Origin of the sequence: Brevibacillus fluminis, from assembly GCF_052072235.1 — a bacterium.
In the GTDB taxonomy this organism is placed as follows: domain Bacteria; phylum Bacillota; class Bacilli; order Brevibacillales; family Brevibacillaceae; genus Brevibacillus_D; species Brevibacillus_D fluminis_A.
This window is the reverse complement of the sequence record NZ_CM125436.1, coordinates 943,715-966,087: the sequence shown is the minus strand read 5'-3', so window position 1 is coordinate 966,087 and position 22,373 is coordinate 943,715. Positions and strand designations below refer to the sequence as shown.

Annotated in this window: 20 protein-coding genes; 8 read left to right on the top strand and 12 right to left on the bottom strand. The window is 50.5% G+C overall.

Annotation, left to right across the window (positions count from 1 at the left end):
* Positions 1 to 18: 18 nt before the first annotated feature.
* The gene (locus ACTID9_RS05140) at positions 19 to 738 is read left to right on the top strand and encodes a hypothetical protein (protein WP_441070175.1); all 720 of its coding nucleotides are present in this window, start codon (positions 19 to 21) and stop codon (positions 736 to 738) included.
* Here ACTID9_RS05140 and ACTID9_RS05135 read toward each other — a convergent pair.
* The 4 genes from ACTID9_RS05135 to ACTID9_RS05120 form a co-directional block, all read right to left on the bottom strand.
* Positions 646 to 2,061, bottom strand: coding sequence for a HAMP domain-containing sensor histidine kinase (locus ACTID9_RS05135; RefSeq protein ID WP_441072421.1), 1,416 nt, complete (start codon positions 2,059 to 2,061; stop codon positions 646 to 648). The genes ACTID9_RS05140 and ACTID9_RS05135 overlap by 93 nt on opposite strands.
* A complete protein-coding gene (locus ACTID9_RS05130; protein WP_441070174.1) occupies positions 2,054 to 2,737 on the bottom strand; it encodes a response regulator transcription factor in 684 nt (227 codons plus the stop codon). The genes ACTID9_RS05135 and ACTID9_RS05130 overlap by 8 nt, the downstream gene beginning before the upstream one ends.
* Before the next feature lie 114 nt (positions 2,738 to 2,851).
* A complete protein-coding gene (locus ACTID9_RS05125; protein ID WP_441070173.1) occupies positions 2,852 to 3,685 on the bottom strand; it encodes a hypothetical protein in 834 nt (277 codons plus the stop codon).
* A 170-nt stretch (positions 3,686 to 3,855) separates the two neighbouring features.
* Complete coding sequence (locus ACTID9_RS05120; RefSeq protein ID WP_441070172.1) at positions 3,856 to 4,878, bottom strand: LacI family DNA-binding transcriptional regulator; 1,023 nt, start codon at positions 4,876 to 4,878, stop codon at positions 3,856 to 3,858.
* A gap of 201 nt (positions 4,879 to 5,079) precedes the next feature.
* Between ACTID9_RS05120 and ACTID9_RS05115 the strand changes: the two genes are divergently transcribed.
* Complete coding sequence (locus tag ACTID9_RS05115) at positions 5,080 to 5,433, top strand: hypothetical protein (RefSeq protein WP_441070171.1); 354 nt, start codon at positions 5,080 to 5,082, stop codon at positions 5,431 to 5,433.
* A gap of 36 nt (positions 5,434 to 5,469) precedes the next feature.
* On the opposite strand, the gene ACTID9_RS05110 is transcribed toward ACTID9_RS05115, so the two are convergent.
* Both ACTID9_RS05110 and ACTID9_RS05105 read right to left on the bottom strand, forming a co-directional pair.
* On the bottom strand, positions 5,470 to 7,170 hold the full coding sequence (locus ACTID9_RS05110; RefSeq protein WP_441070170.1) for a methyl-accepting chemotaxis protein: 1,701 nt from the start codon (positions 7,168 to 7,170) through the stop codon (positions 5,470 to 5,472).
* 179 nt (positions 7,171 to 7,349) lie between these two features.
* Positions 7,350 to 8,531 (bottom strand): response regulator, encoded by a 1,182-nt coding sequence (locus ACTID9_RS05105; RefSeq protein WP_441070169.1) that lies wholly within the window; start codon positions 8,529 to 8,531, stop codon positions 7,350 to 7,352.
* Positions 8,532 to 8,789: 258 nt separating this feature from the next.
* Here ACTID9_RS05105 and ACTID9_RS05100 point away from each other — a divergent pair, with 258 nt between their 5' ends.
* The 4 genes from ACTID9_RS05100 to ACTID9_RS05085 all read left to right on the top strand — a co-directional run bounded on the left by ACTID9_RS05100 (position 8,790) and on the right by ACTID9_RS05085 (position 12,284).
* On the top strand, positions 8,790 to 9,629 hold the full coding sequence (locus tag ACTID9_RS05100) for an MBL fold metallo-hydrolase (protein WP_441070168.1): 840 nt from the start codon (positions 8,790 to 8,792) through the stop codon (positions 9,627 to 9,629).
* Between the two features lie 132 nt (positions 9,630 to 9,761).
* Positions 9,762 to 10,235, top strand: coding sequence for a DinB family protein (locus ACTID9_RS05095; RefSeq protein WP_441070167.1), 474 nt, complete (start codon positions 9,762 to 9,764; stop codon positions 10,233 to 10,235).
* A 58-nt stretch (positions 10,236 to 10,293) separates the two neighbouring features.
* Positions 10,294 to 10,686, top strand: coding sequence for a VOC family protein (locus tag ACTID9_RS05090; RefSeq protein WP_441070166.1), 393 nt, complete (start codon positions 10,294 to 10,296; stop codon positions 10,684 to 10,686).
* A gap of 221 nt (positions 10,687 to 10,907) precedes the next feature.
* Positions 10,908 to 12,284 carry an IS110 family transposase gene (locus tag ACTID9_RS05085; RefSeq protein WP_441070165.1) on the top strand — a complete coding sequence of 459 codons (1,377 nt, stop codon included), beginning with the start codon at positions 10,908 to 10,910 and terminating at the stop codon, positions 12,282 to 12,284.
* 388 nt (positions 12,285 to 12,672) lie between these two features.
* Here the strand turns inward: ACTID9_RS05085 and ACTID9_RS05080 are convergent, their stop codons facing one another.
* The 3 genes from ACTID9_RS05080 to ACTID9_RS05070 all read right to left on the bottom strand — a co-directional run bounded on the left by ACTID9_RS05080 (position 12,673) and on the right by ACTID9_RS05070 (position 17,188).
* Positions 12,673 to 13,950 (bottom strand): MFS transporter, encoded by a 1,278-nt coding sequence (locus ACTID9_RS05080; protein ID WP_441070164.1) that lies wholly within the window; start codon positions 13,948 to 13,950, stop codon positions 12,673 to 12,675.
* A gap of 53 nt (positions 13,951 to 14,003) precedes the next feature.
* Complete coding sequence (locus ACTID9_RS05075; protein ID WP_441070163.1) at positions 14,004 to 14,432, bottom strand: MarR family winged helix-turn-helix transcriptional regulator; 429 nt, start codon at positions 14,430 to 14,432, stop codon at positions 14,004 to 14,006.
* Positions 14,433 to 14,521: 89 nt separating this feature from the next.
* Entirely contained in the window at positions 14,522 to 17,188 is a 2,667-nt protein-coding gene (locus tag ACTID9_RS05070) for a bifunctional diguanylate cyclase/phosphodiesterase (protein WP_441070162.1), read from the bottom strand.
* Positions 17,189 to 17,536: 348 nt separating this feature from the next.
* Between ACTID9_RS05070 and ACTID9_RS05065 the strand changes: the two genes are divergently transcribed.
* A complete protein-coding gene (locus ACTID9_RS05065) occupies positions 17,537 to 18,043 on the top strand; it encodes a hypothetical protein (RefSeq protein WP_441070161.1) in 507 nt (168 codons plus the stop codon).
* Here the strand turns inward: ACTID9_RS05065 and ACTID9_RS05060 are convergent.
* Positions 18,008 to 18,904: a cation diffusion facilitator family transporter gene (locus ACTID9_RS05060; protein WP_441070160.1), complete on the bottom strand. Its 897-nt coding sequence runs from the start codon at positions 18,902 to 18,904 to the stop codon at positions 18,008 to 18,010. The two genes, ACTID9_RS05065 and ACTID9_RS05060, sit on opposite strands and share 36 nt — an antisense overlap.
* 380 nt (positions 18,905 to 19,284) lie before the next feature.
* Here ACTID9_RS05060 and ACTID9_RS05055 point away from each other — a divergent pair, with 380 nt between their 5' ends.
* Positions 19,285 to 20,076, top strand: a complete 792-nt coding sequence (locus tag ACTID9_RS05055) for a DUF2935 domain-containing protein (protein ID WP_441072419.1) — start codon at positions 19,285 to 19,287, stop codon at positions 20,074 to 20,076.
* 25 nt (positions 20,077 to 20,101) lie between these two features.
* On the opposite strand, the gene ACTID9_RS05050 is transcribed toward ACTID9_RS05055, so the two are convergent.
* Positions 20,102 to 20,440, bottom strand: a complete 339-nt coding sequence (locus tag ACTID9_RS05050; protein WP_441070159.1) for a YmaF family protein — start codon at positions 20,438 to 20,440, stop codon at positions 20,102 to 20,104.
* A 538-nt stretch (positions 20,441 to 20,978) separates the two neighbouring features.
* Entirely contained in the window at positions 20,979 to 22,358 is a 1,380-nt protein-coding gene (locus tag ACTID9_RS05045; protein ID WP_441070158.1) for a DJ-1/PfpI family protein, read from the bottom strand.
* Positions 22,359 to 22,373 lie beyond the last annotated feature (15 nt).

The window sequence follows — 22,373 nt, the reverse complement described above, 5'->3', positions numbered from 1 at the left end:
TCCAAAGCAGGGGGTGGGGTGAGTTTGATTGGTGGAGGCGAGGGGATTCGGGAAAAAAGCGTCGCTCCGCCGTTAGCATGCCTGCTGGGGGGCGGGGTGTCCGGCTCTGCAGAAAAAAAGGAACCGCGCATCAATGCCACTCGCTGCGCGGCGGGTGTATCTCAGGAAGTATGCTGCGCGAAAGACGTTCCTTTTTTTCTGCACAGCCTGGGTCGCATGCTAAAGGCTGCGCGCCGCTTTTTTCCCGAATCCCTGGCTGCTGTCCCCTCCTTTGGAATTTTGGGGATCAAGATAGAAAAACAAAAAAATAGTAGATTCAAAGAAGGAAAAAGCGTCGCTCCGCCGTTAGCATGCCTGCTGGGGGGCGGGGTGTCCGGCTCTGCAGAAAAAAAGGAACCGCGCATCAATGCCACTCGCTGCGCGGCGGAAGTATCTCAGGAGGTATGCTGCGCGAAAGACGTTCCTTTTTTTCTGCACAGCCTGGGTCGCATGCTAAAGGCTGCGCGCCGCTTTTTTCCCGAATCCCTGGCTGCTGTCCCTGCTTTGGAATTTTTGGGGATCAAGATAGAAAAACAAAAAAATAGTAGATTCAAAGAAAGAAAAAAGACAATATGGGTATCATTGCTTCATATTGTCTCACTTGCTTTATTCTTCTTTTGGCAGGCGCAGCGTGAATGTCGTGCCTGCTGGGGAGCTTTCCTTCAATGCGAGTGTGCCGCCCAGCGCTTGGGCCATTAATCTGCTGAAGGGGAGGCCCAAGCCGAGGCCGCGGACTTTGTGTTTTTTTTCCTCGCCGCGGTAAAACTTTTCGAAGATCATCGTTTGTTCTTCGGGCGGGATGCCGGAGCCGTTGTCCTGCACATCGATGCAGATTTGCCCATCTGCTTCGTAGAGGCGGACCTCGATCTTGCCGTCGTCTTTTATCGCCTGCTTGGCGTTGTTCAGCAAGTTATACAAAATTTGCTGAACCCGCAGCGCATCGGTTGCCGCTGTGATGGTTACGGCCGGAATCGTTTTTTCCAGCTGAATCGCATTGTCGTCCTGCATGATGTGCCACTGGTACGTGATCTCCTGCACCAGTGAGTTGATGTTCAGCGTTTCTTTGTGAATGGTGATTTCACCGACTGCAAATGTGTTGAATTCCAGCAAATCTTCGACCATTTTGCGCAGCTTGTTGGTTTCCTTGGAACATATATCGAGGAATTCCTTTGCCTCATCCCCGGTGACGATCTCGTCGCGCACCGCCTGAACCAAGCCGCTGATCGAGGTGACCGGCGTCTTCAGTTCATGTGTCACGCCAGCCAAAAGCTCGGTCCGCATCATTTCCAGATGCCCCAGTCGATCGGCCATTTCTTTAAAGGAGTGGACAAGCTCAAACAGTTCCTTTTCCTTGCTGTCTTTGTCCAGATGAATGTCATAGTTTCCCGCCACAATCTGCTTGGCGGCGTTGACCACTTCCTTGATCGGCTTGGCCAGCTTGCGCGTCAAGAGGTAAATGACGACCCACCCGAGCAAAGCAAGCGCCCCGAGCATGACAAAAAGCAGCTGATAATCGCCGAGATTGCGCTTGATGTCTTTTTCCGGCGACATCAGCACGACCCAGCCGATCGTCTGGTTGTTGCTTTCGATTTTACGCTTCACCACGTACATTTGCTCGCCATGGTGCATCGTGATTTGATCGACAGTCTGGTCGTTTTGCAGCAGCTTGTCGATGTTGCCGATCAATTCGTCAGGAAACTTGCGCGGCGGATTGGTCAGCACGACCTGATTATTTTTATCAAGAACCATCAAAAAGGGCTGTCCATCGAATTGCAAAAAGGCTCGCTGCCTGTCAAAAATCGGCTTTAAAAACGGCCCGACTTCGATTCGGCCGTTTTCGTCAACGATCCGTTCCGAGATTTCGGCTGCCATAAACCGCATGACATCGAGGCGCCGCTGTTTTTCGCTATAATTGATCCATAAGGTCGCGACGACGCCAAACACAACCAATCCGATGACCAGTGTGATGAGGTAGCGGGTCGTCCAATAGTTTAAGAGAGATGTGCGCTTTTGTTTACTCATAGACACAAAATTTATACCCCAATCCCCGATACGTGCGAATTTCCCCTTCAGAGACGGGCCAGTTTTGCAGCGTTCGTCTGATTCGTGTGATCGCCAAGTCTACGGCGCGGTCGCTACCCTCGTAATCCATGCCCCATACATTTTCGATCAGCTGCTCGCGGGAAAACATTTGATTTTGATTTTGCGCAAGGAACAAAAACAGCGACAGCTCGCGCGGATTAAAATTCAACTCGATTCCGTGCAGCGTTACCGTGTGTGCGACGAAATCGACCTTCAAGCTGCCGAAATACTTGGTTTCATCGGCCTCCATCACTTGGGTGGAGCGGCGCAGCACGGCTTTTACCCGTGCGACCACCTCTTCTGCGATGAAAGGCTTGGTCATGTAATCGTCGGCCCCTTGGTTCAGCCCGTTCAGCTTTTGGTTAATCTGGCCGAGCGCCGTCAGCATGATGACGGGACAGGCGCTTTTTTCGCGGATGTATTGCAAAATGCTCCAGCCGTTTTGCCCGGGGAGCATGACATCGAGCAGCACGAGGCTCGGGTTGATCGCATCGAACTTTTGCAAGGCTTCATCACCGGTGAAAGCTTGCTCCACGTGAAAATCGGCCTTTTCCAAATATGCTTTCAGCACACGCGAAATCGTCAGTTCATCTTCGACGATCAAGATGCTTTTCATTGGCTCTCCCCTCATTTCTTACCGCCATTATACACGAAAATCCCCGATGTCAATCGAGGATTTCCGGGTGTGTGGTTTCTGTCGCTTTCGTCCTGCCGTTGGACCGCTTGCTGATTATTCAGCAGCTTGGTCTTGTGCTGGCGGTTGTGGAATGCTTTGCAGTTTGGTCAACAGTTCAGTCAGCAGTTCCTTCACTTTGTCTGCGTCATCCGCAGCCGCCGCATCTTTCACTTGTTTCTCCAGATCGCCGATGCCATTGCCTTTGTGCTCAGGGAATGTGATCCCGAGTTTCTCGATTTCGGCTTTTGCTTCCTCTTTTGTCAGCGTGCCGGCTTTTTCTTGGGCTTTGATCTCTTCCAATTTTTGTTTCGTCGCGTCATCGAGCTGTTGGCCGCCGAAATCGCCGTCTTTGCGATCATGGAACGTCAAACCAAGTTTTTCCAGCTCGGCTTTCGCTTCTTCTTTTGTCAACGTACCAGCTTTTTCTTGCGCTTTGATGTCTTCTACTTTTTGTTTCGTCGCGTCATCAAGCTGTTTGCCGCCGAAATCGCCGCCTCTATGACCAAAGAATTTGATGCCCAATTTTTCGATTTCTGCCTGTGCTTCCTCTTTCGTCAGCGTGCCCGCTTCTACCTGCGCCTTGATCTCATCCAGCTTCTGCTTGGTTGCATCGTCCAGCTCCGGACCTTTGCGATCTTTCAGGCTGTCCATTTTTTCAAAAATCGCCTGGAAGTCTTCCGTCAAATCCGGGCTGTATTTCGCGATGATTTTCAAGAGTTCTTCTTGATTCGCTTTTCGATCTTCAGCGGTTTGTCCGAATTTTTGATGCACAGCTTTCGCTTGTGTGGTTGTCGTTGTATCGTTCGTTGCCGCAAAAGAAGATGCGGTTGGTGCCAACGCGGTTAATACGATTGCTGCTGCCATAATTTTCGAAACTACTTTTTTCATTCTGACCAAACTCCTTTAAGTATTTTTCAGGAGAAGTGATCTCCCTTACAATTCATAGCCTACAGGAGAAATATTTCAGGAGAATGTCAAGGGAAAATTTGAATTTTATTTGTGAGAAAACATGGTTGGATGAATCGAAAAACCCGCATCCCCAACCGGGAAAACGGGTTTTATTCCAAGCGCTTTACAGACTCTCGGATGCGCAGCTCAGGCACAAGCACGCTCTGATCCGGCAATCGGTCCGTCCCTTCCAATGTTCCAATGATCTTCTTCGCAGCCAATCGACCGATTTCGGCAAACGGAATGGCGATGGTCGTCAAGGGAACCCGCAGCAAATGCAAATTCGGGATATTATCGCAGCCGATGAGCGATACATCCTCCGGTATGCGGAGCCCTTCCTGTCTGAGCGCCTCCATCGCGCCGAGCGCCATCAAATCATTGGCGGCAAAAATGGCTGTTGGTCGACGCGGTGATTGCCGCAGCAACTGCCGCACGCCATTCAAGCCTGATTGCTGATCGTATTCGCCCTCTACCACCAGCGATTCGTCGAAAGCAATGCCCGCCTCCGCCAAAGCATCCCGATAGCCGTTCAGTCGTTCCTCCGCCAAGCCCAGACCGGGAGTAGCGCCGACAAAGCCGATGCGGATATGCCCCATCTCGAGCAAATAACGCGTCGCCATGTATCCGCACAGATGGTTATCAATCGATACCGCGAAGGCATGGTCACCGGCAATCCCGCGAATGACGACAAGCGAGGGAATGGCGCTCGCTTCGAGCAGGCGGGCCAAATCAGCGTCACTTCGCTGTGTGCCGATCAAAATCAAAGCGTCGGCCGAGCGGCTCAGAATAATTCTGCTGACCGCTTCCTCCTCTTCCTCCATGCGCACGATCGAAAGCATCGCGTGATAGCCGCGCCCCCCGAGCTCGGTGGCGATCGCGGTCATTACGTCAAACGTAACGGGGTTCGCGATCAGCTCGCAAGCAGATGGCCCGCAGACGACGATGCTGACATTGCGCGTGCTGTTGGTCACCAAGCCTTTTGCGATCGGACTTGGAAAATAATTCAGCTGTCTGGCGGCTTCCATCACGCGCCTCTGCGTCTCGGGCTTTACGCCATATTTGCCGTTTAGCGCATTGGATGCGGTCGAAACAGCAACTCCCGCTAACTTTGCCACATCTTTGATCGTTACCACTCGGTCCTCCCCAAAACAGCCACTCTATTTTTTTCCGTACCTGCGAATCGTTCCATATAAACCGATTATAGCACCCTCCCCCGGACCGTCAAACCTCCCTCGCGCTTGGTCGCATTTCCCATTTTTTCAAAACTAGTTCATCGCACTGTCCAAGCCAGCACCCTCTGCATCTAATAGAGAAGCAACAATGAGGAGGTGATTATGATGGCAGTTCGTCCTCGCCCCACTCGATTGAAAGGACCCGTGAAACGGATCAGTGTCGCCAGGCTGAAAAACCTGGTCCGTCCTACCCAACGCTTCAGACGGTTCACCGTCGTATGGTGCAATGGGAATGGCGTTCCTTTTGACACGACCGGCTTTTTTGCGGTCGCGCGCTTTTTGGATGGAACCTTCATCCAGGCCACTCGTTTTGACAGCTTCGGTGTAGCGGTATTCTCCCGCCTCCGCACGCCGCTCCGTTCGCCGATCGTCATTACTACGTTTAACAGCGCTGGCGTTTTGTTCCGTACGAGAACCTCTCCAGCAGGTGAAGCAGCATTCGTCATCATCGGCTAAAAAAAGCCGGGGTTTAGCGGCCCCGGCTTTTTTCTATTATTGAACCACAAATTTGCTGACTTCCGCCCGCAGCTTGCCCGCCAGTTCTTTGAATTCCAGCGCGTTATGGAATATCGCATCCATGGTGAGGAGCTGTTCATCCGTAATCGTTGCGATTTGCTGGGAACCCGCAGCGGCCTGCTCCATAATGCCCGAAATTTCCTCGACCTGATCCAGCACCATGCGCGAATCGTGATTCAATTCGGCATAGATGGCACGCATTTGCTCGGCGTCCCGCTCTGTTTGCTCCACATGGCGGACGATTTGATGCAGTGCCTCCCCGCCTTTTTCAATCATCTTCACCTGATCGTCAATCGAATGGATATTTTCCTCCATCGCGAAAACGGTTGTGCTGATCTCGTCTTGCATCGTATGGATGAGTCTGGCGATCTGTTCGGCCGCCTGTTTCGTCTCCTCTGCCAGGTTGCGCACCTCGTCTGCGACCACAGCAAAGCCTTTGCCATGCGATCCGGCCCGTGCCGCCTCGATCGCTGCGTTTAAGGCGAGAAGATTCGTTTGCTTGGAAATCTCCTTGATCGTCGTCACGATGCCACCGATTTCATTGGACCGCGCCTCAAGCAGCCGGATCGACCGGGAGGACCCGGCGTTCATCTGGTTGATCACCATCAAATGGTCGATCGCCACCTTCATCGACCGCATCCCTTCCGTCGCGACAAAGGTGGAGGTTTGCGCGCTTGTTACCGTATCCTCCGCTTTTTGAAAACCGGCCATCACCTTTTGCTGTGTGCCCTCCATTTTGCTGTATATGTCTGTCGCATGCTCCGATAGCTTGACGGACCCTGCTGCCATTTCATTCAATGTATAGGCAATTTGCTTGCCCGTTTCATGGGAGTAGCTCGCCCGATCAGACAAAAACGTGGCGAGATCGACGATGCGTCCTTCCTGCGCCAAAATGTGCGATACGATGACGCGGAGATTCGCCAAAAAGTCGTTGACGGCTCTCGCCAACGCCCCCAGTTCATCCTTGCTGTTGATCTGAATCTGGCGGGTGAGGTCGCCGCCGTTAGCGGCAAGCTCGCCCAACTCCCGCTGCAGCTTTTTCAGCGGACGGGTAATTTGCCAGGAGAGCAGGAGGGCCAGGGCTACTCCCACCAAGATCGCCGTCACGGACAAGACGCCGATCCAAACCACCGCTGATTTGGCGGAAGCAACGGATGAACGCGTCGAAGCGTATGCTCCTTTTTCGTTGATGTCGACCAGCTTTTGCACAATTTGGCTGGCTTCCTCCCATTTCGGATGGATTGTGAGGTAATCGAGATTGGCAAAAAGCGTATCCCCCAGCTGCGATTTATCAATAATTTCCGGCACTTTGGCGCTGAACTCCGCCCAGTTTTCCCCGAATGCCTGATAGAGTTTCTTTTGTTCTGCCGTATCCATCATCGCTTCATACTGTTTGCGGTACTTGTCCAGCTGCGTCATGGAAGCCTGAAGAAGCTCCTTTTTGGCGTCAATATGGTCAGGCTGCGATTCGAGCGTGATTTCCAGCACGATGCGGGCGATGTTGGAGACTTCCGTTTGAATTTTCCCGAGCACCGACACGCCAGGCATCCATTTCCCTTCGATCACTTCCGCTTGTTCCCCTGCCTTGGCGAGAATCAGATACGAGAGGCTGCTAATCAGAATCAACAGCAGCAAAACAGTGGCAAATCCGAAAATGAGCTTGCTCTTTATACTCAAGCGACATGGCCCCCCTTATGTCGAATGCCGGAAGATTTGACTCTCTCCTAAACTTTACGCAATGAACGCTAGTTTTCTTGTGGAGAGTACGTAAATCTATGGTAAATTTTTCACAAGTCGATGAGCCGCCGACATGCAAACCAAAAAACGACGCCCGAATGCCAGGCGCCGCTTTGCCGCTATTCTCTTTCTTCATGGACCGCACCTTGCGCAAGCTTCCATTGTGCGTACCATTTCTTGATCTCCTCATTCACTGCCGAATCCAGCTCCGATTGCCACCTGCTCGCAAGCAGTGAATACTGTTCGTCTACAGCCGCTCTGTTGCCCGTCGCATCATACAGCTTCATCAGCGTCATGTAGCTCTCCTCATCGAAAGGGTGCAATTGCTGAATGCGCAGCTGGATGCCGATTGCCTCCTGCAGCATCCTGTGCTCGCGATAAAATCGGCCCAGCTGTTGGGCAAGCTGCAGCCACAGCCGCCGCAATCGTTCCCGTTCATGCTCGGCCCATATATACTCATAGTCACCGTAGTAATCGCCCGTATATCGCTCCAGCAGCTGTTCGAAAACATGCCGGTTGCCCGACCTGAGGGTGCCTGCCTGTTTGACCGAGTGTTCCCATTCTTCCGTTTCGAAACGTGCCGCATCGACCGACAGCTTGTAGCCGGTCTCGAGATTTTCGCGATTGATCGAAAGGAAGGACGCCAACCCGCACCGCTTGAGCGTTTGCCGAATCAAATAGATCGTCGTGTACAGCTGCGTCATGCCTTTTGCCGCATCACAATCGGTCCAGAACCGTTCGAGCAGCGTGTCATGTGCGACCATCCGATTCCGGTGATGGAGCAAGTAGGCGAACAGCTCCCGCGCTTTGGCCGTCCGCCATTTGATGGATTGCGGCTTCGTTCCTGGTATCTGCAGTTCAATGCGGGTGAAACAGTTGATGCGAAGCAGCGGTTCTGGTTCAGCAGGCTTGATTTCCGCCGGTTTCGGCTGCGTGCCTTTGATGCGTTCTTTGAGCCGCTGTATCGTTTTTTGCAAACGTGTCAGCTGAACCGGCTTCATGACATAATCGAGCGCGCAAAGATCGAAGGCGTCCACCGCATATTTATCGTAGCCGGTCACGAACACAATCTCAGCCGCAGGTAGCACCGCCTGAAGACGCTCCCCCACTTCCAGGCCATTCATCTGAGGCATGTTGATGTCCAAAAATACGACATCCGGCTGCAGCGCTTTTGCCCGCTCAAGCGCCTTTGAAGGGTCGGTGAACGTTTCGATCACATCGATTTCATCCATGTCGCACTCCAACATTTTTTTCAAATGAAGCAACGGCATTTGCTCGTCATCTACCAGCATCGCTCTCATCCAGAATCCCTGCCTCGCTCATCAAGTCATTTCCCCGCGCTATCGTCTTTTTCTCCTATCCGATCGAGCGCCATTCCTCTCAGTGTACCATCAATTGGCAGTTGCCTCCACCATTCCCTTTTGTAATTGTTCGTCGCAATCCGGCAGAATATGGAATACAGAAAGAATCGACAGATTGAAAGACCAACATATTCCACTCGCTTTTTGCAAAAAGTAGGAAGGTGCCAACATGCTAAAAATGAAATGGGAGGTCACCTTGTGGAAATCGACGATTATATCCCCGTCACCTCGGTATCGAGCGGCCAGGGGGAAGAGGTCGGTCATGATCTATATTGCTTTTGCATCCAGGTGGTAAACGTCTGCTTTGTCGGTACCCCTGGCAAACCTGATGGATGGGTTCTCGTGGATGCCGGCATGCCGAAATCGGCCGACCTGATCCGTTCCGCAGCGGAAGCGCGGTTCGGCCCAAATGCCCGGCCACGGGCGATCATTCTCACACATGGTCATTTCGATCATATCGGGGCTGTTCGCGAGTTGGCCCGGCACTGGGACGTTTCGGTGTATGCGCATGAGCTGGAGCTGCCGTACCTCACGGGAAAAGCGGATTATCCGGAACCAGATCCAACCGTTGAGGGCGGCCTTGTCGCCAAGATGTCGTCCTTCTTCCCGCACGAAGGCATCGACATCTCCGACCGTTTGCAAAAACTGCCGTCCGACGGCTGCATCCCGCATATGCCTGAATGGAGCTGGCTTCATACCCCAGGGCATGCACCCGGCCACATCTCCCTGTTCCGCGAGAAGGACCGCATGCTCATTGCCGGCGACGCCTTCATCACCGTCAGGCAAGACGCGCTGTTCAAGGTGATTACACAAATGCAGGAAATCAGCGGACCACCGCGATACTTTACAACCGACTGGCATGCCGCCAAAGAGTCGGTCCGGAAACTGCAAGCGCTGCAGCCGTCCGCCGCGGTGACAGGACACGGCCACCCCGTTTCCGGCACGACACTTCGCGACGGTTTGACCGCATTGGCAAACGATTTCGACCGCGTCGCCGTTCCCGATTACGGCCGCTATGTCGAATCGACCCACAGCTGAGACATCGTTCATGGATGTCTCTTTTTTTATGCCTCTACCGCTATCGTTTGCCTTACATCCATCATTCGATCCAGAGCGAATATTCGCCATGCTATAGTGAAACAATCTGGCGAATAAACAGGGGGCACTGTCATGAAACCAACCGATTTGATCATACTGAACTTGCGCGAAACAAGAAGGCGCTCCATCAAGCTATGGCGCAGCCTTCCCGATGAATGGCTGTCCTGGCGCCCCGATCAAGGCGCACTGTCGTTCGGCGAAATGATCCGCCACGTGTGGACAGGCACCTATCACTACCATCTGCTCGTGAAAAACAATGGCATCGCAGTCGAACAGGAAGCACCTCACTTTAAAAAGGAACCGATCGTCTCCGTTGAAGCCGAAATCGAGCAGTCACAGCGCTATTTTGACGACTTCATCGCGTATGTGGAAACATTGGACGATGCTGAATTGGAAACGAGACTGATCGACCGGTCGGATGTAGGATATACTAGATTCATGGGAGACATGCTGCTGCGGATCGCCTACCACGATTCCGTCCATGCCGGACAATTTTTGCAATACATGAGAATGGCCGGTTTGGAGCGCCCGCAAATTTGGGACTGAACGGTCCCCCCATTGATTGTGAAACCAACGAAATCATCCGAAAAGGAGCCGATTACCGATGGGACCATCCACGCAAAAAATGACTCCCTTCTTCCTGTTTTCCGGCCAGGCGGAAGAAGCGATGAATTTTTACACATCGATATTTGATGATTCCGAAATCAATCATATTTCCCACCATGCCGACGGAAAAGTCTTGCAAGCAAGCTTTACCTTGAAAGGCCAGCAATTCATGTGCATCGATAACACGAATGGCGACCACCACGCCTTCACACCGGCACTCTCCATCTTTGTGACATGCGACACGGACGACGAAATTGAACATGTTTTTGCGAAATTGTCACAGGACGGCTTTGTGATGATGCCGCTCGCTTCCTACCCGTTCAGCGAAAAATTCGCTTGGGTGGCGGATCGATTCGGTGTCTCCTGGCAATTGAACCTGGCCAAACAATAAGAAAAACTTCTTTCAGAAGTTCTTTCAAGAAGCAGGTTCTTCGAGCTATGGAAGTTTTACTTCCGCTCCAGAATTTATAAGCGCGAGCACTTATAAATTCTGGTGTATGAAATAATGTCCTTAAACAAAAGGAAAATCCCCAGCGACTACGAAAGAAAGAAGTACCTGACAGGGAACTTCAATCAAACACACCTATCACCACAATAGGAGGTTGGAGTCGCATGGGGAAATCCTCACATATTCAAGGGCGTAAAGGGAACAAGTTCAGTCAACATCTTAGAGGTGTCAACCTGGAGCAGGTGCTCATCGTCGCAATTGACGCCGCAAAGCTCCACCAAAAGGCCCTCATATGCAATTATTTCGGCGACATCATTGTAAAACCCTTTTTCTTCTCCGTCAATAGGGACGGGATTCAATCGCTATGTGACAGAATCAAGCAGGCCGAAAAGGATTGCAACGCGGTTCGCATTTTCCTCGGCATCGAAGCGACAGGACATTATTATGAGGACATCGTTCGAATTCTTGGTCAGCACGGGTATGACGTTCAAATCATCAACCCCTATACGACAAAAGAAGAACGTGCAAGCGCCTTGAATTGGTGCAAAACCGACGATCTCGACTTAGTCGCCATTGCTCATGCCATTGTAGGCAACAAAGCAACGGAAACAAAACTTCCAGAGGGGAAGTACCGTGAGCTTCTTACCCTTACGCGGGCAAGAAGGTCAGAAGTACGCAAACGCTCCTCCTTGCGAATGGAAATCAGGGGGATTATGGACGTCATTTGGAGGGAATTTCAAGGCTTCTCCCCCGATGACCACCACAAGCCAATCAAGACGAAAATCTTCAGTGATATGTGGGGCAAATCCTCGCTCTTTTTCATGAAATACTCCCCTCATCCGTCTATGGTGTTGGCGTTAGGGGAACAGGGAATTCGGGAAAGCTCACGGAAGCACAATCTTAAAATTCGTTCCTCCACCATCCAAAAGCTGCTTCATGCCGCAAATCAAGCGTTGTCACGCCCTAAGGAGGAACTGGCCGCTGAGTTGCTTCTCCTCTCCATGAAGCTGGAGGATTTAGAACGATACGACCAAAAGATCTGTCGCCTTGAATGTGAAATTGAATCAGTCCTGCTTCAAACCGATGGAAAACTGCTGCTTTCCATCCCTGGAATCGCCGTTGTAACGGCAGCAGAAGCATATGCCGAAATGGGCGATGTTTCTCAGTACGAGAACCCTCATCAGATCATAAAAAAGGCAGGGACAAATCCTGTTGTCATCCAATCTGGTGGAGGGAAAGGGTATTACGGATCCATCTCCAAACAAGGAAATGATCACCTTCGGTTTGTTGTGTATACGGCAGGAAAAAGCTTGTCATTACACAACACTGACCTTCACCCCTTCTACGAACGACTGAAGGAAAAAGGAAAGCACGCACGAAAGATTCACATTGCGATGGGTAACAAGTTCCTCAAGATCGCCTTTGCCATGCTACGTGACAAAAAACCATTTTTGTCCCAAAACGTTCAGAAGCAATATGCAGATGAGATGAACAAGAAACTGAAATACCATAGCATAGCGAATCACTTAATGGCTTCTTAACATCAAAAACAAATGTATTTGTCAGTCCCTCTTGGACCAAGGGGAGATCGAATCAAATTCTGGAGGCATAGACCTCGGTGATAAGCCTTATCCCCCTCGTCCTGTAAATGCGAATTGTACGTTGGAAAAGAACCCGTACTCGTGCCAGAATGCATCCATGCAGGTTTGTAAGCGAGGGCTACACCCATCTTAGTGTCAAGAAGGGCTGACAAATACCATACAGCTTCCTTGTCAGTTGCTGATTGTAATTTTTTTACAAACAATACGTTAGGTGTATTTGCTATACCCAAACGGAGTAAAAAAGTATTTGACATAGTACGCTTACACGATAAAAAACACCGGCAGCCATGGACGTTGCGCACATCGTCCCGAGCTGCCGGTTCCTTTTTTATTTTTGCAGCTGCACCATCGCCGCACTCGCATGTACTCTGGAGATGCGCATCGCCATCGCCGCTGCGACCACGCAAACCACACCCGCCGCAACGAACGGAATCGTGTAGCTGCCGAACCATTCGCGCATCAAACCCGCACCGTACGCCGCGAAAGATGCGCCTACCTGGTGAGCCACCACGACCCAGCCAAAAATCATCCCTGCCTGTTCTTTGCCGAATTCCTGTGCGGCCAGCTTGACAGTCGGCGGAACGGTCGCGATCCAATCGAGACCATAAAAGATCGAGAAAATGAGCAAGGTTGTCGGTCCCGCATCGAGCGCGTATGGCAGGAAGATCAGGGACAAGCCGCGAAGGCCGTAGTAGACAAACAGCAGCTTGCGGCTGTCATACCGGTCGGAAAGCCAGCCGGACAGCGTCGTCCCGACCAGGTCGAACAGCCCCATCAACGCAAGCAAGCCAGCTGCGGTCACCTCAGGGATGCCATGATCCCCGCACGCCGGAATGAGGTGCGTCCCGATCAAGCCATTCGTCGAAAATCCGCAGAAAAAGAACGTGCCGGCGAGCAGCCAAAATGTCGTGTTTTTCAGTGCGGAACGCAGCGCGCGCAGCGGCGCCAAAAAGATGTTTCCTGTAAACGGAACCGGCTTGACGACCTCGTCGGTGCCGTACGGAGCCAAGTCCATTTCGGACGGATGATTGCGAAACCAGATGGCGACGATCGCAAGCACGATTACCAATGCTGCGACGGCCGTATAAATCGCGTAGCGCCAGCCCACGTCCACGGTTATTTTGGCCAACAGCGGCAAAAACAGCAGCTGTCCGGTAGCCGCGCTTGCAGTGAGCAGCCCGACCACAAGTCCTTTGCGCTCCACAAACCATTGGTTGCTGACCGTCACACCCAGCACGTTCGCCATCATCCCGGTGGCAAGCCCGGACACCAAGCCCCACAAAATCTCAAACTGCCACAGCGCAGTCATCCACGGCGTAATCGCCAGACTCAGCGCCAAAACCCCCAACGATATGACGACAACGCGGCGAATTCCGAATTTTTGCAGCAATGCGGCCGAAAAGGGCCCTGTCAGCCCATACAGGAAAATCCCGATGGAAATGACGCTGGAAATCCCGCCACGGCTCCAGCCGTATTCATATTCAAACGGCATCATGAGGATACTTGGCATCGAGCGGATTCCCGCAGAAACGAGCAGCGTCAGAAAAGTAAGGAAGACAACGATCCAGCCGTAATGAATGCCGGTTGCTTTCGCTTTCACACTCATGTTTTACTCTCCCTTTTGTTTGTTGTACATACATATATTTTTCGGGAAAAAGCTTACCGCTTCTCCAACTGCTCACTCATCGCTTCCATGTCCTTGGCTATTTGGACGGAGCTTTCCACGCCAAGAATTTCTTGATAACGACGGTAAAAGTTATTGGACGCGGTCCGAATCGTTTGCTCAAGCTCCTTCCCTTTTTCCGTAGGATACAAATAGACATGCTTTCCTTGCACTTGCCGCTCAACCAGCTGCTTGCTCTCCAGCTTATCGACGAATCGGGTTAACGTGGAAGGGGTAATATACAGTTTTTCTGCGAGGTCTTTATGCGGAATGCCCGGATTCCCGTTCACCAGACGAATCAAATACCCATACATCGGGGTCAGCCCCGTCATTGCGAACTCTTCCTCCGCCATCTTCGTAATGGCGCGGCTCAAGCGGTTTGTCGTAAAAAACAAGCAGTTGTGCAAAAAACTCTCATCGCTCATCAAGCTTCACCTCTCTGCTTTTGTTGTATGTACAACAAATATAAAGTAACTTCCTTCTTTTGTCAATAAAAAAACAAAGCCGATTTTCCTTACGAAAAGAAAATCGGCTTCTCGTTTTCGCGCAAACGCGCGTTCAGCTGGTGAACCACCCGCGGAATGTCAGCTGGATCGACTGGCTTGCTGATGTAATAGCCTTGAATTTCATCGCACTGTTTTTCCTGCAAAAATTGCAGCTGTTCCATCGTCTCGACGCCTTCCGCAATTACTTTTTTCTTGAGCGTATGCCCCATCGCGATGATCGTGGCGACGATGTCTTGGTCATTGGACGTAATGGAAATGTCCCGAACAAACGATTGATCGATCTTGAGATGATCTGTGGGGAGCCGTTTCAAATAATTGAGCGAGCTGTAGCCCATGCCAAAATCATCGATCGCGATTTTCACACCTAACGCTTTCAGTTGATGCAGGATTTGTTCGGCCGAATCCATGTTCATCATCATCGACTCTGTAATTTCCAATTCAAGATATTCGGGCTCAAGCCCAGTCTCAACCAAAATCGCCGAGATCATCTCGATTAAGTCAGGTTGGAAAAATTGACGGACGGAAAGGTTGACGGAGATGACCATCGGCGGAAGTCCCATCTCCTGCCACTTCTTGTTTTGTCCGCATGCGGTCCGCAACACCCATTCCCCGATCGCGACGATCAGCCCTGTTTCTTCCGCCAAAGGAATGAACTTGTCCGGCGCCATCATCCCTTCCTTCGCATTGTGCCACCGGATCAACGACTCCACTCCGGTAATCCTTCTGGCTTTTACATCTGCCTGCGGCTGATAATGCAGCACAAATTCGCCGCGCTCCAATGCTTTGCGCAGCATCATTTCGGTTTCCAGGTTCGCCTTGGACAGCTGATCGATTTGCTTGCTGTACAGCTGAACATTGTTTTTGCCTTGCCGTTTCGCATGGTACATCGAATTGACGGCTCGCTTCATCAAGATTTTGACATTGTCACCATGGGGCGGATACAGGCTAACCCCGATGCTCGCAGTCATGACCAATTCAAGCCCGTTCATGGCAAACGGCTGTGAAAGCACATCCATCAAGGTTTGCGCCATCCGCTCCGCCCGCTTCTCATTTGTATCGTCGAGCAGGATGATGAACTCGTCTCCGCCATGACGATAAACCGCTCCTTCACCTCCAACCGCTTCCCGCAACCTCGCAGACACCATCTGCAACAGCACGTCACCGGCATCGTGCCCCAAAGAATCATTGATTTGCTTAAACCGGTCCAGATCCAGAAACAGGATCGCAACCTGCCTTCTGGCGTTTTTGGCCTCCGCCACCACAAGGTTGATCTGCTCCTGGAAAAAACGGAAATTGGGCAGACCGGTAAGGGAATCATGGTAGGCCAAATAGTGAATTTTGGCGTTTGATTTGCAGTGCTGGATCGCCAGCATGGCCAAGTATGTCGCCCGGTCGATCAAGTCCAGATCGCTTTTAGTGGGAAAACGCGGCGTTCGGTAATACATGCCGAATGTGCCTAACAGGTTGTTGTGCGAATCAAGGATCGGCGTCGACCAACACGCTTCCAACCCGTGCTGGATCGCCAGGTTGCGATAGTTCTTCCACAAGGGATCATAGGCGATATCGGTGACGATCACTTGTTTTTTCGAATAGGCGGCAGCCCCGCACGATCCGGAGCCAGGCCCGATTGCAAGGCCCTCAACTTGCTGATTGAAATGATCAGGCAAACTTGGGGCAGCGCCATTGATCAAATGAGTCTGATCATCATCAGCGAGCAGGATCGAGCAAAGCCCGCCGTCTGACAGCTTCTCAATCCATGTGGCGATTTCCGTCAGCACGTGCTGCAGCGGGCTGTCTTTCGCAATCATCTCCAAAATGCTGTACTGGCCATCAAGCAAACATTCCGCGCGTTTTTTTGCGGTCATATCTTTGGAAATACAGTGAATTCCGATGATCTGATTTTCAACGACGATGGGAAGCAACGTACCGAATACTTCGATCCGTTCACCTTGCTTGTTGAAAACGATCGTTTCGCTATGCAGCGATTCCCCACGTTTCACCTTTTCAAAATTCTCCCGCGCGGCCTCGCGTCGTTCGGGAACGATCAGCGACAGAAAAGACATACCGATCAGCTCGTCGGAAGTGAATCCCGAGAAGCGCTCGAGCGCATGATTCACATATTCGAAGCGGCCTTCCAAATCAAAGGATGCAATCGGGTCGATATTTTGCTCAAACAGTGACTTATAGCGCTTCTGGCTTTCATGCAGGCGCCTTTCGGTTTCTTTTTGCCGTGCACGTTCAGCGGTGCATCCGGTTCGTTCTGAGATGGTGCGCACAATCGCCACGAGATATTTACGCTTTTCCCCCAATGTCAAAAGCCGGCCGCAGAACTCGAGCGGGATTTCTCCCCCCGCTTGCTCTACCGCCGATTTCACAATCACTGGTGCGTCTTCCGAAGATTCTCGCAGCTTGTCCGATAATGCTTTTAGAAACAATGAGTCATTCAACTGAAAAGTAGATAGCCCCAAAAGCTCTTCACGCCTGTACCCCGCCATTTTGCACCATGCCTCATTCGCATCCGCATAACGCTCGGGCTTCATCTCCTCCGTCAATGCGAGTACAAACAGGGGGCTTTCCTTTCGGCGATAAAGCTCGCAAAAATCGTGTTCCCGCGGGTCTCGAACGGGATTTTCAATTACATCGTCTGGATCGCGATGGTCTTCTGGATGCTGCATCATTCTCCTCCTACACTCTCATGGAACCTAAAACAGGAATATTCATCCATTTTTATTTCCCATTATAGTTTGATAGAGGAGTATATTCTACAAAATAATACATTCTTCGTAACTTTCGCCAAAATTCCAGGATTGCTCCGATAAGAAAAACCGGCTACGCCATGCTTTCTGGCGGAGCCGCGGTTATTCAAATTGATCGTTTTGGTGTCGAAACATGTTATTTTGTCAGAATTTGTTTAGAACGGTCAAGTAAGCTAGAGATAGGTCTTCTTCACTATATCAAGGATAAAAAATCAAAAGAAAGGCGGATGGTCGTGTAAAACTCGACATTTACAGGTAGTAATACCTATGATAAATAGTCAAAACCAACCTTTCCGCAGCATCGAACCCGTTACATTTTACCTACATAACTATTACCAGCATTGTTGGAATGAACAGATTCGTTCGATTCCAAAATACATAATTCGACATTTCAATCGTGGTGCCGAGCATACGGACAAGCGTGGATCGAGCGCGCACGAATCTCAACAAAACACAAATGGATTGCAAAGGAGAGCTTACGATGAACATCACATTGTCGGATATTTCGTTAGGTTGCTCACTTCTTCTCTATATCATGGTGGGAATCGTCTACATGCAGACAAACATGAGATACGTCAGGAAATCGCGAAAACGAATCCGCCGGAAAAAAAACATGCCGGTCTCCCGACGGAAACCGGCAATGTAATGCGTTTGGAGGTGACCCACCCCCGTCCACTCTTGACGCAAAAAAGCCTGTTATTTACCAGCGCGGCAGACAGCACCGAACTCGTTGACGGCTTAGTCTGCCGCGCCCTCTTCAAACCACGGATTTAGATGCACCAAAACTTCTTCGACCCCTTGATGTTCGTTCATGATCGATTTTTTGATCAATCGGCTAATATCGTGGCCTTCTTTTACTGTCAATTCATTTGGTACACTTACGCGAATATCCACGATCACATAATGCCCATGCTCTCTTGCACGAATTCGGTCGATACGTTTTACTTGCGGGATCGTTGAAACAATATGTTTAAAAAGTAAAAGCTGGTCCTCCGGCAAGTTTTTTTCCATCAGGATTCCGATTGACTCCTTCCCCATCTCATAAGCCAGCTTCACAACAAAATAAGAAACAATGATTCCCGCGATCGGATCGCCATAATCGGTGAGTGGAATCCCGTAATGCTCACCGATCAAGGTCGCCCCAATCCCTGTCACAGCAGCGATAGATGCATACACATCGGCCAGATGATCATTGGCTGTGGCAATCAAACTTTTGCTGTTTTGGGCTTTTCCAAGTCGAATGCAATAAACATAGAGGACTTGTTTCCAAACCAAAGAGATAAACGCCGCATACAAAGCGATCAGGCTAGCCTCAGCAGCCGGCTCAAAAAGCGCTTCTATTGATTTATACACCATTAGCAGGGCAGCAAAGACTAAAATGATCGAAACAATGGCGGAAGCAATCACCTCTGCCTTTCCATGACCATAAGGATGATCTTCATCCGCTGGCTTTTTTGAAACCAGTGAGGACGTAAGCGCCGCAAACGTGGCAATCACATCGCCTGCATTGTGAATCCCGTCCGCGATGAGAACCTGGCTATTAAACAAATAGCCAACGATTATTTTAACAGCAGTCAGCACGATATTGCTAAAAAGGCTAATCCATAGTGCTATGACTGATTTTGAATTCTGCATGTTCGCTTGTGCCTCCCAAGTACAAAAATCACTTTTGCCATTGTACTTGATCAAGTTTAAGTGGGTCTAGAGAAACAGTTTTGACGGATTCTCTAAATGTAAGACATGGGGAAAAGCATTAGACTGTGCAAACTAAGTTGCATTCGTGCAAAACGATCTTTCATCCCACAACGATAAGAAAAAATCATGCACACCACACGGCATGCATGATTTCTCTTATTTCGCAGCACCTGACCATTTTTAGGCTTATCTATTTGCTTTACATATAGGCCATAGCCTAAACAACTCCATGGGTAAACGCATAGAAATATCCCGATACCTTCATTGGGGGAGTTCATGTGCATAGTCCAGATTTCTTTTGTTCCTCTGACGACGGCAAAATGGCTGACCATTTTGTGGAACGTTCATTGGAAGAAATTCGTTTTTGGTCACGAATCATGAAGGAACACTCGCTTTTTTTGAAGCTGGGATTCAATTATGACGATACAAAACTGATTCGGGAAGCAGATCGTTTTTACGCCATTTTCGAGGATATTGAAAACAAGTCACATGCTTTGACGTCAAATACGGACCCCGAGTACATGTACAACTTCAACAACCTCGTATATACGGCGGTTTCCCATATCTGGGCGTTTAAAAGAAACCTTCTTGGCCTGATTATTCAATGCAAGACCGGGGGCAACAACTTTCCGTTATTAGTGGACCACATCAGTCGGGAAGCCAACTACTTTCGCAATCGCCTGAAACAACTCAATACCGGCACATTAGACCCATTGCCGGATGCAATTGTCAATGAGAACGTATTCTTCCTCCGCATCATGGCTGACCACGCGAAATTTATCAATCATTTGCTGGACCCGTCGGAACGGAAGCTTGTCGAGCAGGCAAGAGAGTTCAGCCACGATTTTGACCAATTGCTCTTCCAGGCGATCGATCTCGATTCCATGCGCCCGCAATCGCAAACGGTTCCACTTCTGGAACAGTTTGTCGATCAGAACAGGGTCTCGGTTCGTCAGCTGCGCGATTTTAAAAAGGCGGCGCGTGATCTGATCGAAGCCTGCAAGATCAAAAGCATCATTCCCCCGCTTCTCGCGGATCACGTCTTCCGGGAAGCGTCCCATTTCCTTGAAATTCTCGACTCGTTTGAAGCTGCTTTAACGAATGCCAGGTAGCCTTGCAAGCGATCAACCTTTTCGGTTATCGATAAGCCTCGGTGGTTATTCCGGAATAAGAGTGGATGTGCCCATCATCAAAACTGGTTTGCCCTGAAAATTCGTGGTAGTGGCTTCCGTTTGGCAATAAGATCGGCGGACCCGTCCAGCCGCTGAAGTGATGCACATGTCCATCAGCAAACGTAGTCGCGCCTTCGTAATAATGAACATGCTGACTTTCGGCGCCCTGCTGTGTTGACGTTCTTCCCCGTACGCGATGTCTGTGGCCTTGATTAACCGTGGTGGGAGTGTCATAACCGTGAATATGGGCAGAGGATTGGCCAAATCTGACAAAGCGTACTGAATGGTTGTGATTGTCCTTCATCCTGACACGCTCCTTTTTTCCTTTTCCACAACAGATGCAACACAACTGGTGTTAGAAAGACTACCCCTGATCGAATGGAGTAGTCTTTTTCCACCTTCCCTAAGATGATGCCCTTTCCTTGGCACATCTGCATTTGCAGCGATTACGAGGCAATGACCTTCCCCCGTTCTATCTATGATCAATCATATGTGTAATTTTGCATTGTGCTTTAGATAGATGACCCATTAAGGTAACGTCATCGTCTTGAAAGAAAAACGCCGGCACTCTGCCGACGCTCTCGCTTCCCCCTCGTTTTTTCACCCATTGATTGCAAAAAGTCCCGGCGTTCCTCCTGTATAACAAAACAACACCTTTTCCCCGGCTTTGCCTATTTTTTGCGGATATAATCGATACAGCCCGCCATCGCTTTTGCTGTAGAGACGTGATTCAACAAAATCGCTTCCTTGCTCGCCAACAAATGAAGCGCTGCCATTCCTCCGTCAGTTTTTGCCGCTTGCAGTGAATTTCCACTATTGTGTGGTATGGCAGTTTTGGCGTATCACCTTGAATCGCTTCTATCGATGGACGATCCTTTTTTCCTGTGAATGAAACGCCGGTCGACGAAAAAAGCTGCGAGCAGGGACAATACCGTGAGCAAAACTGGTATACCAAACGCTTCAAATGAGAAGGAGCTGCCTTCCAGCTTCAGGTGGTCGGTGGCTCGATATTCGAGCCGCTTGGCAGCAAATCTCGCCGTCAGAATATCCTCCTGCCGAGCTAAATCCTCGAATGCGGGCCCCATTGCAAAACGCCCCGCCGCTTCGCGATGCAGGAACAGCAATTGCGAGCTGTTGCCGCTGTCGTTCCATTGGTTGATCTCTTTGGCAGCTGTAGACTCGGCATCGGTCCCGACGACAATCATCTTCGCCAGCTTTGGCACGTTATTGATCTGGTAACGCGCGACCAGGTTCAGGCCGTGCTTCGTCACGACCGGTTCGTTTCCACTGGAAACGGTCAACGTCGTCGTCGTACCCGAAGCAGCGTACGTATCGAATGCGGCGGACAAATCCAGTTCATCGACGCCGTTATAGAGCAGCACGCCCGCCTTCACTTTGCTCCATTGATAAGCATTGTTCAGTATATACGTAATATCGCTCAATCTGGCAGTGAACGGTTGCATTTGCGGGTTTTTCACATAATCGTAAGAGGGAGCGTTCATCTCTTCAGCCACTTTCTTCGCCACCCCCTCTCCCAGCTGCTGGGAAATGACGTATAGCGTAGCGTCGATTCCTGATGTCAACCCCGCCGAAGATACGATATGGCCTTGGGGGACATAGCGCTGATTTTTCACCCACTGGACTTCCGGATATTGTTTCATGAGCCGATCGATGTCACCCCAGTGCGTCGCGGCCGATTTGCCGTTCAATAGACCGGTATCCGCCAGATTTTCTGCCCCGTTGCAGATGGAGAGCAATGTCGTCTTGTCGCCCGAATGCTTCCGAATCCATTCCCGGACAGGCGCATATTTTTTCTCGTCCAGCATCGGCATAAACGGAATGACGATAATGTCCGGGCTTTTGCCGAGCATTGCGTCCATTTCGTCAAATGAATAATGTGGAACGACATCAAGTCCACCGGTTAATGATTTGATTTCGCGATCGGGGGCAACGCCGTATACATTGTACGCTTTCGTCATCGCAAACATCTCGTACGGAACAAGAAAATCGAACACTTCCGTCGATTCGTTCGCCAACAGCACCGCCACCGTCGGTTTGTTCGCGTCATATTTCGGCACCTGCACATTCGTCAATGCAGGGGTGGCTTTATCGTAACCCGACATTACTTCATTCATTGTGTGAACGAATCCGATTGTGCCTGCCCCTCCTACCACAACGACAACCGCGATGAAGTAAAAGATGATGCGCAATACCGTTTTCACGATCTCACTCTCCTT

Excerpts from the sequence above, each read along its gene's own strand:
- ACTID9_RS05115 (WP_441070171.1), top strand. The coding sequence starts at position 5,080 with ATGATGGCAGTTCGTCCTCGCCCCACTCGATTGAAAGGACCCGTGAAA.
- ACTID9_RS05125 (WP_441070173.1), bottom strand. The coding sequence starts at position 3,685 with ATGAAAAAAGTAGTTTCGAAAATTATGGCAGCAGCAATCGTATTAACC.
- ACTID9_RS05095 (WP_441070167.1), top strand. The coding sequence starts at position 9,762 with ATGAAACCAACCGATTTGATCATACTGAACTTGCGCGAAACAAGAAGG.
- ACTID9_RS05105 (WP_441070169.1), bottom strand. The coding sequence starts at position 8,531 with ATGAGAGCGATGCTGGTAGATGACGAGCAAATGCCGTTGCTTCATTTG.
- ACTID9_RS05050 (WP_441070159.1), bottom strand. The coding sequence starts at position 20,440 with ATGAAGGACAATCACAACCATTCAGTACGCTTTGTCAGATTTGGCCAA.
- ACTID9_RS05080 (WP_441070164.1), bottom strand. The coding sequence starts at position 13,950 with ATGAGTGTGAAAGCGAAAGCAACCGGCATTCATTACGGCTGGATCGTT.
- ACTID9_RS05130 (WP_441070174.1), bottom strand. The coding sequence starts at position 2,737 with ATGAAAAGCATCTTGATCGTCGAAGATGAACTGACGATTTCGCGTGTG.
- ACTID9_RS05070 (WP_441070162.1), bottom strand. The coding sequence starts at position 17,188 with ATGCAGCATCCAGAAGACCATCGCGATCCAGACGATGTAATTGAAAAT.
- ACTID9_RS05135 (WP_441072421.1), bottom strand. The coding sequence starts at position 2,061 with ATGAGTAAACAAAAGCGCACATCTCTCTTAAACTATTGGACGACCCGC.
- ACTID9_RS05085 (WP_441070165.1), top strand. The coding sequence starts at position 10,908 with ATGGGGAAATCCTCACATATTCAAGGGCGTAAAGGGAACAAGTTCAGT.
- ACTID9_RS05060 (WP_441070160.1), bottom strand. The coding sequence starts at position 18,904 with ATGCAGAATTCAAAATCAGTCATAGCACTATGGATTAGCCTTTTTAGC.
- ACTID9_RS05065 (WP_441070161.1), top strand. The coding sequence starts at position 17,537 with ATGATAAATAGTCAAAACCAACCTTTCCGCAGCATCGAACCCGTTACA.
- ACTID9_RS05055 (WP_441072419.1), top strand. The coding sequence starts at position 19,285 with ATGGCTGACCATTTTGTGGAACGTTCATTGGAAGAAATTCGTTTTTGG.
- ACTID9_RS05075 (WP_441070163.1), bottom strand. The coding sequence starts at position 14,432 with ATGAGCGATGAGAGTTTTTTGCACAACTGCTTGTTTTTTACGACAAAC.
- ACTID9_RS05090 (WP_441070166.1), top strand. The coding sequence starts at position 10,294 with ATGGGACCATCCACGCAAAAAATGACTCCCTTCTTCCTGTTTTCCGGC.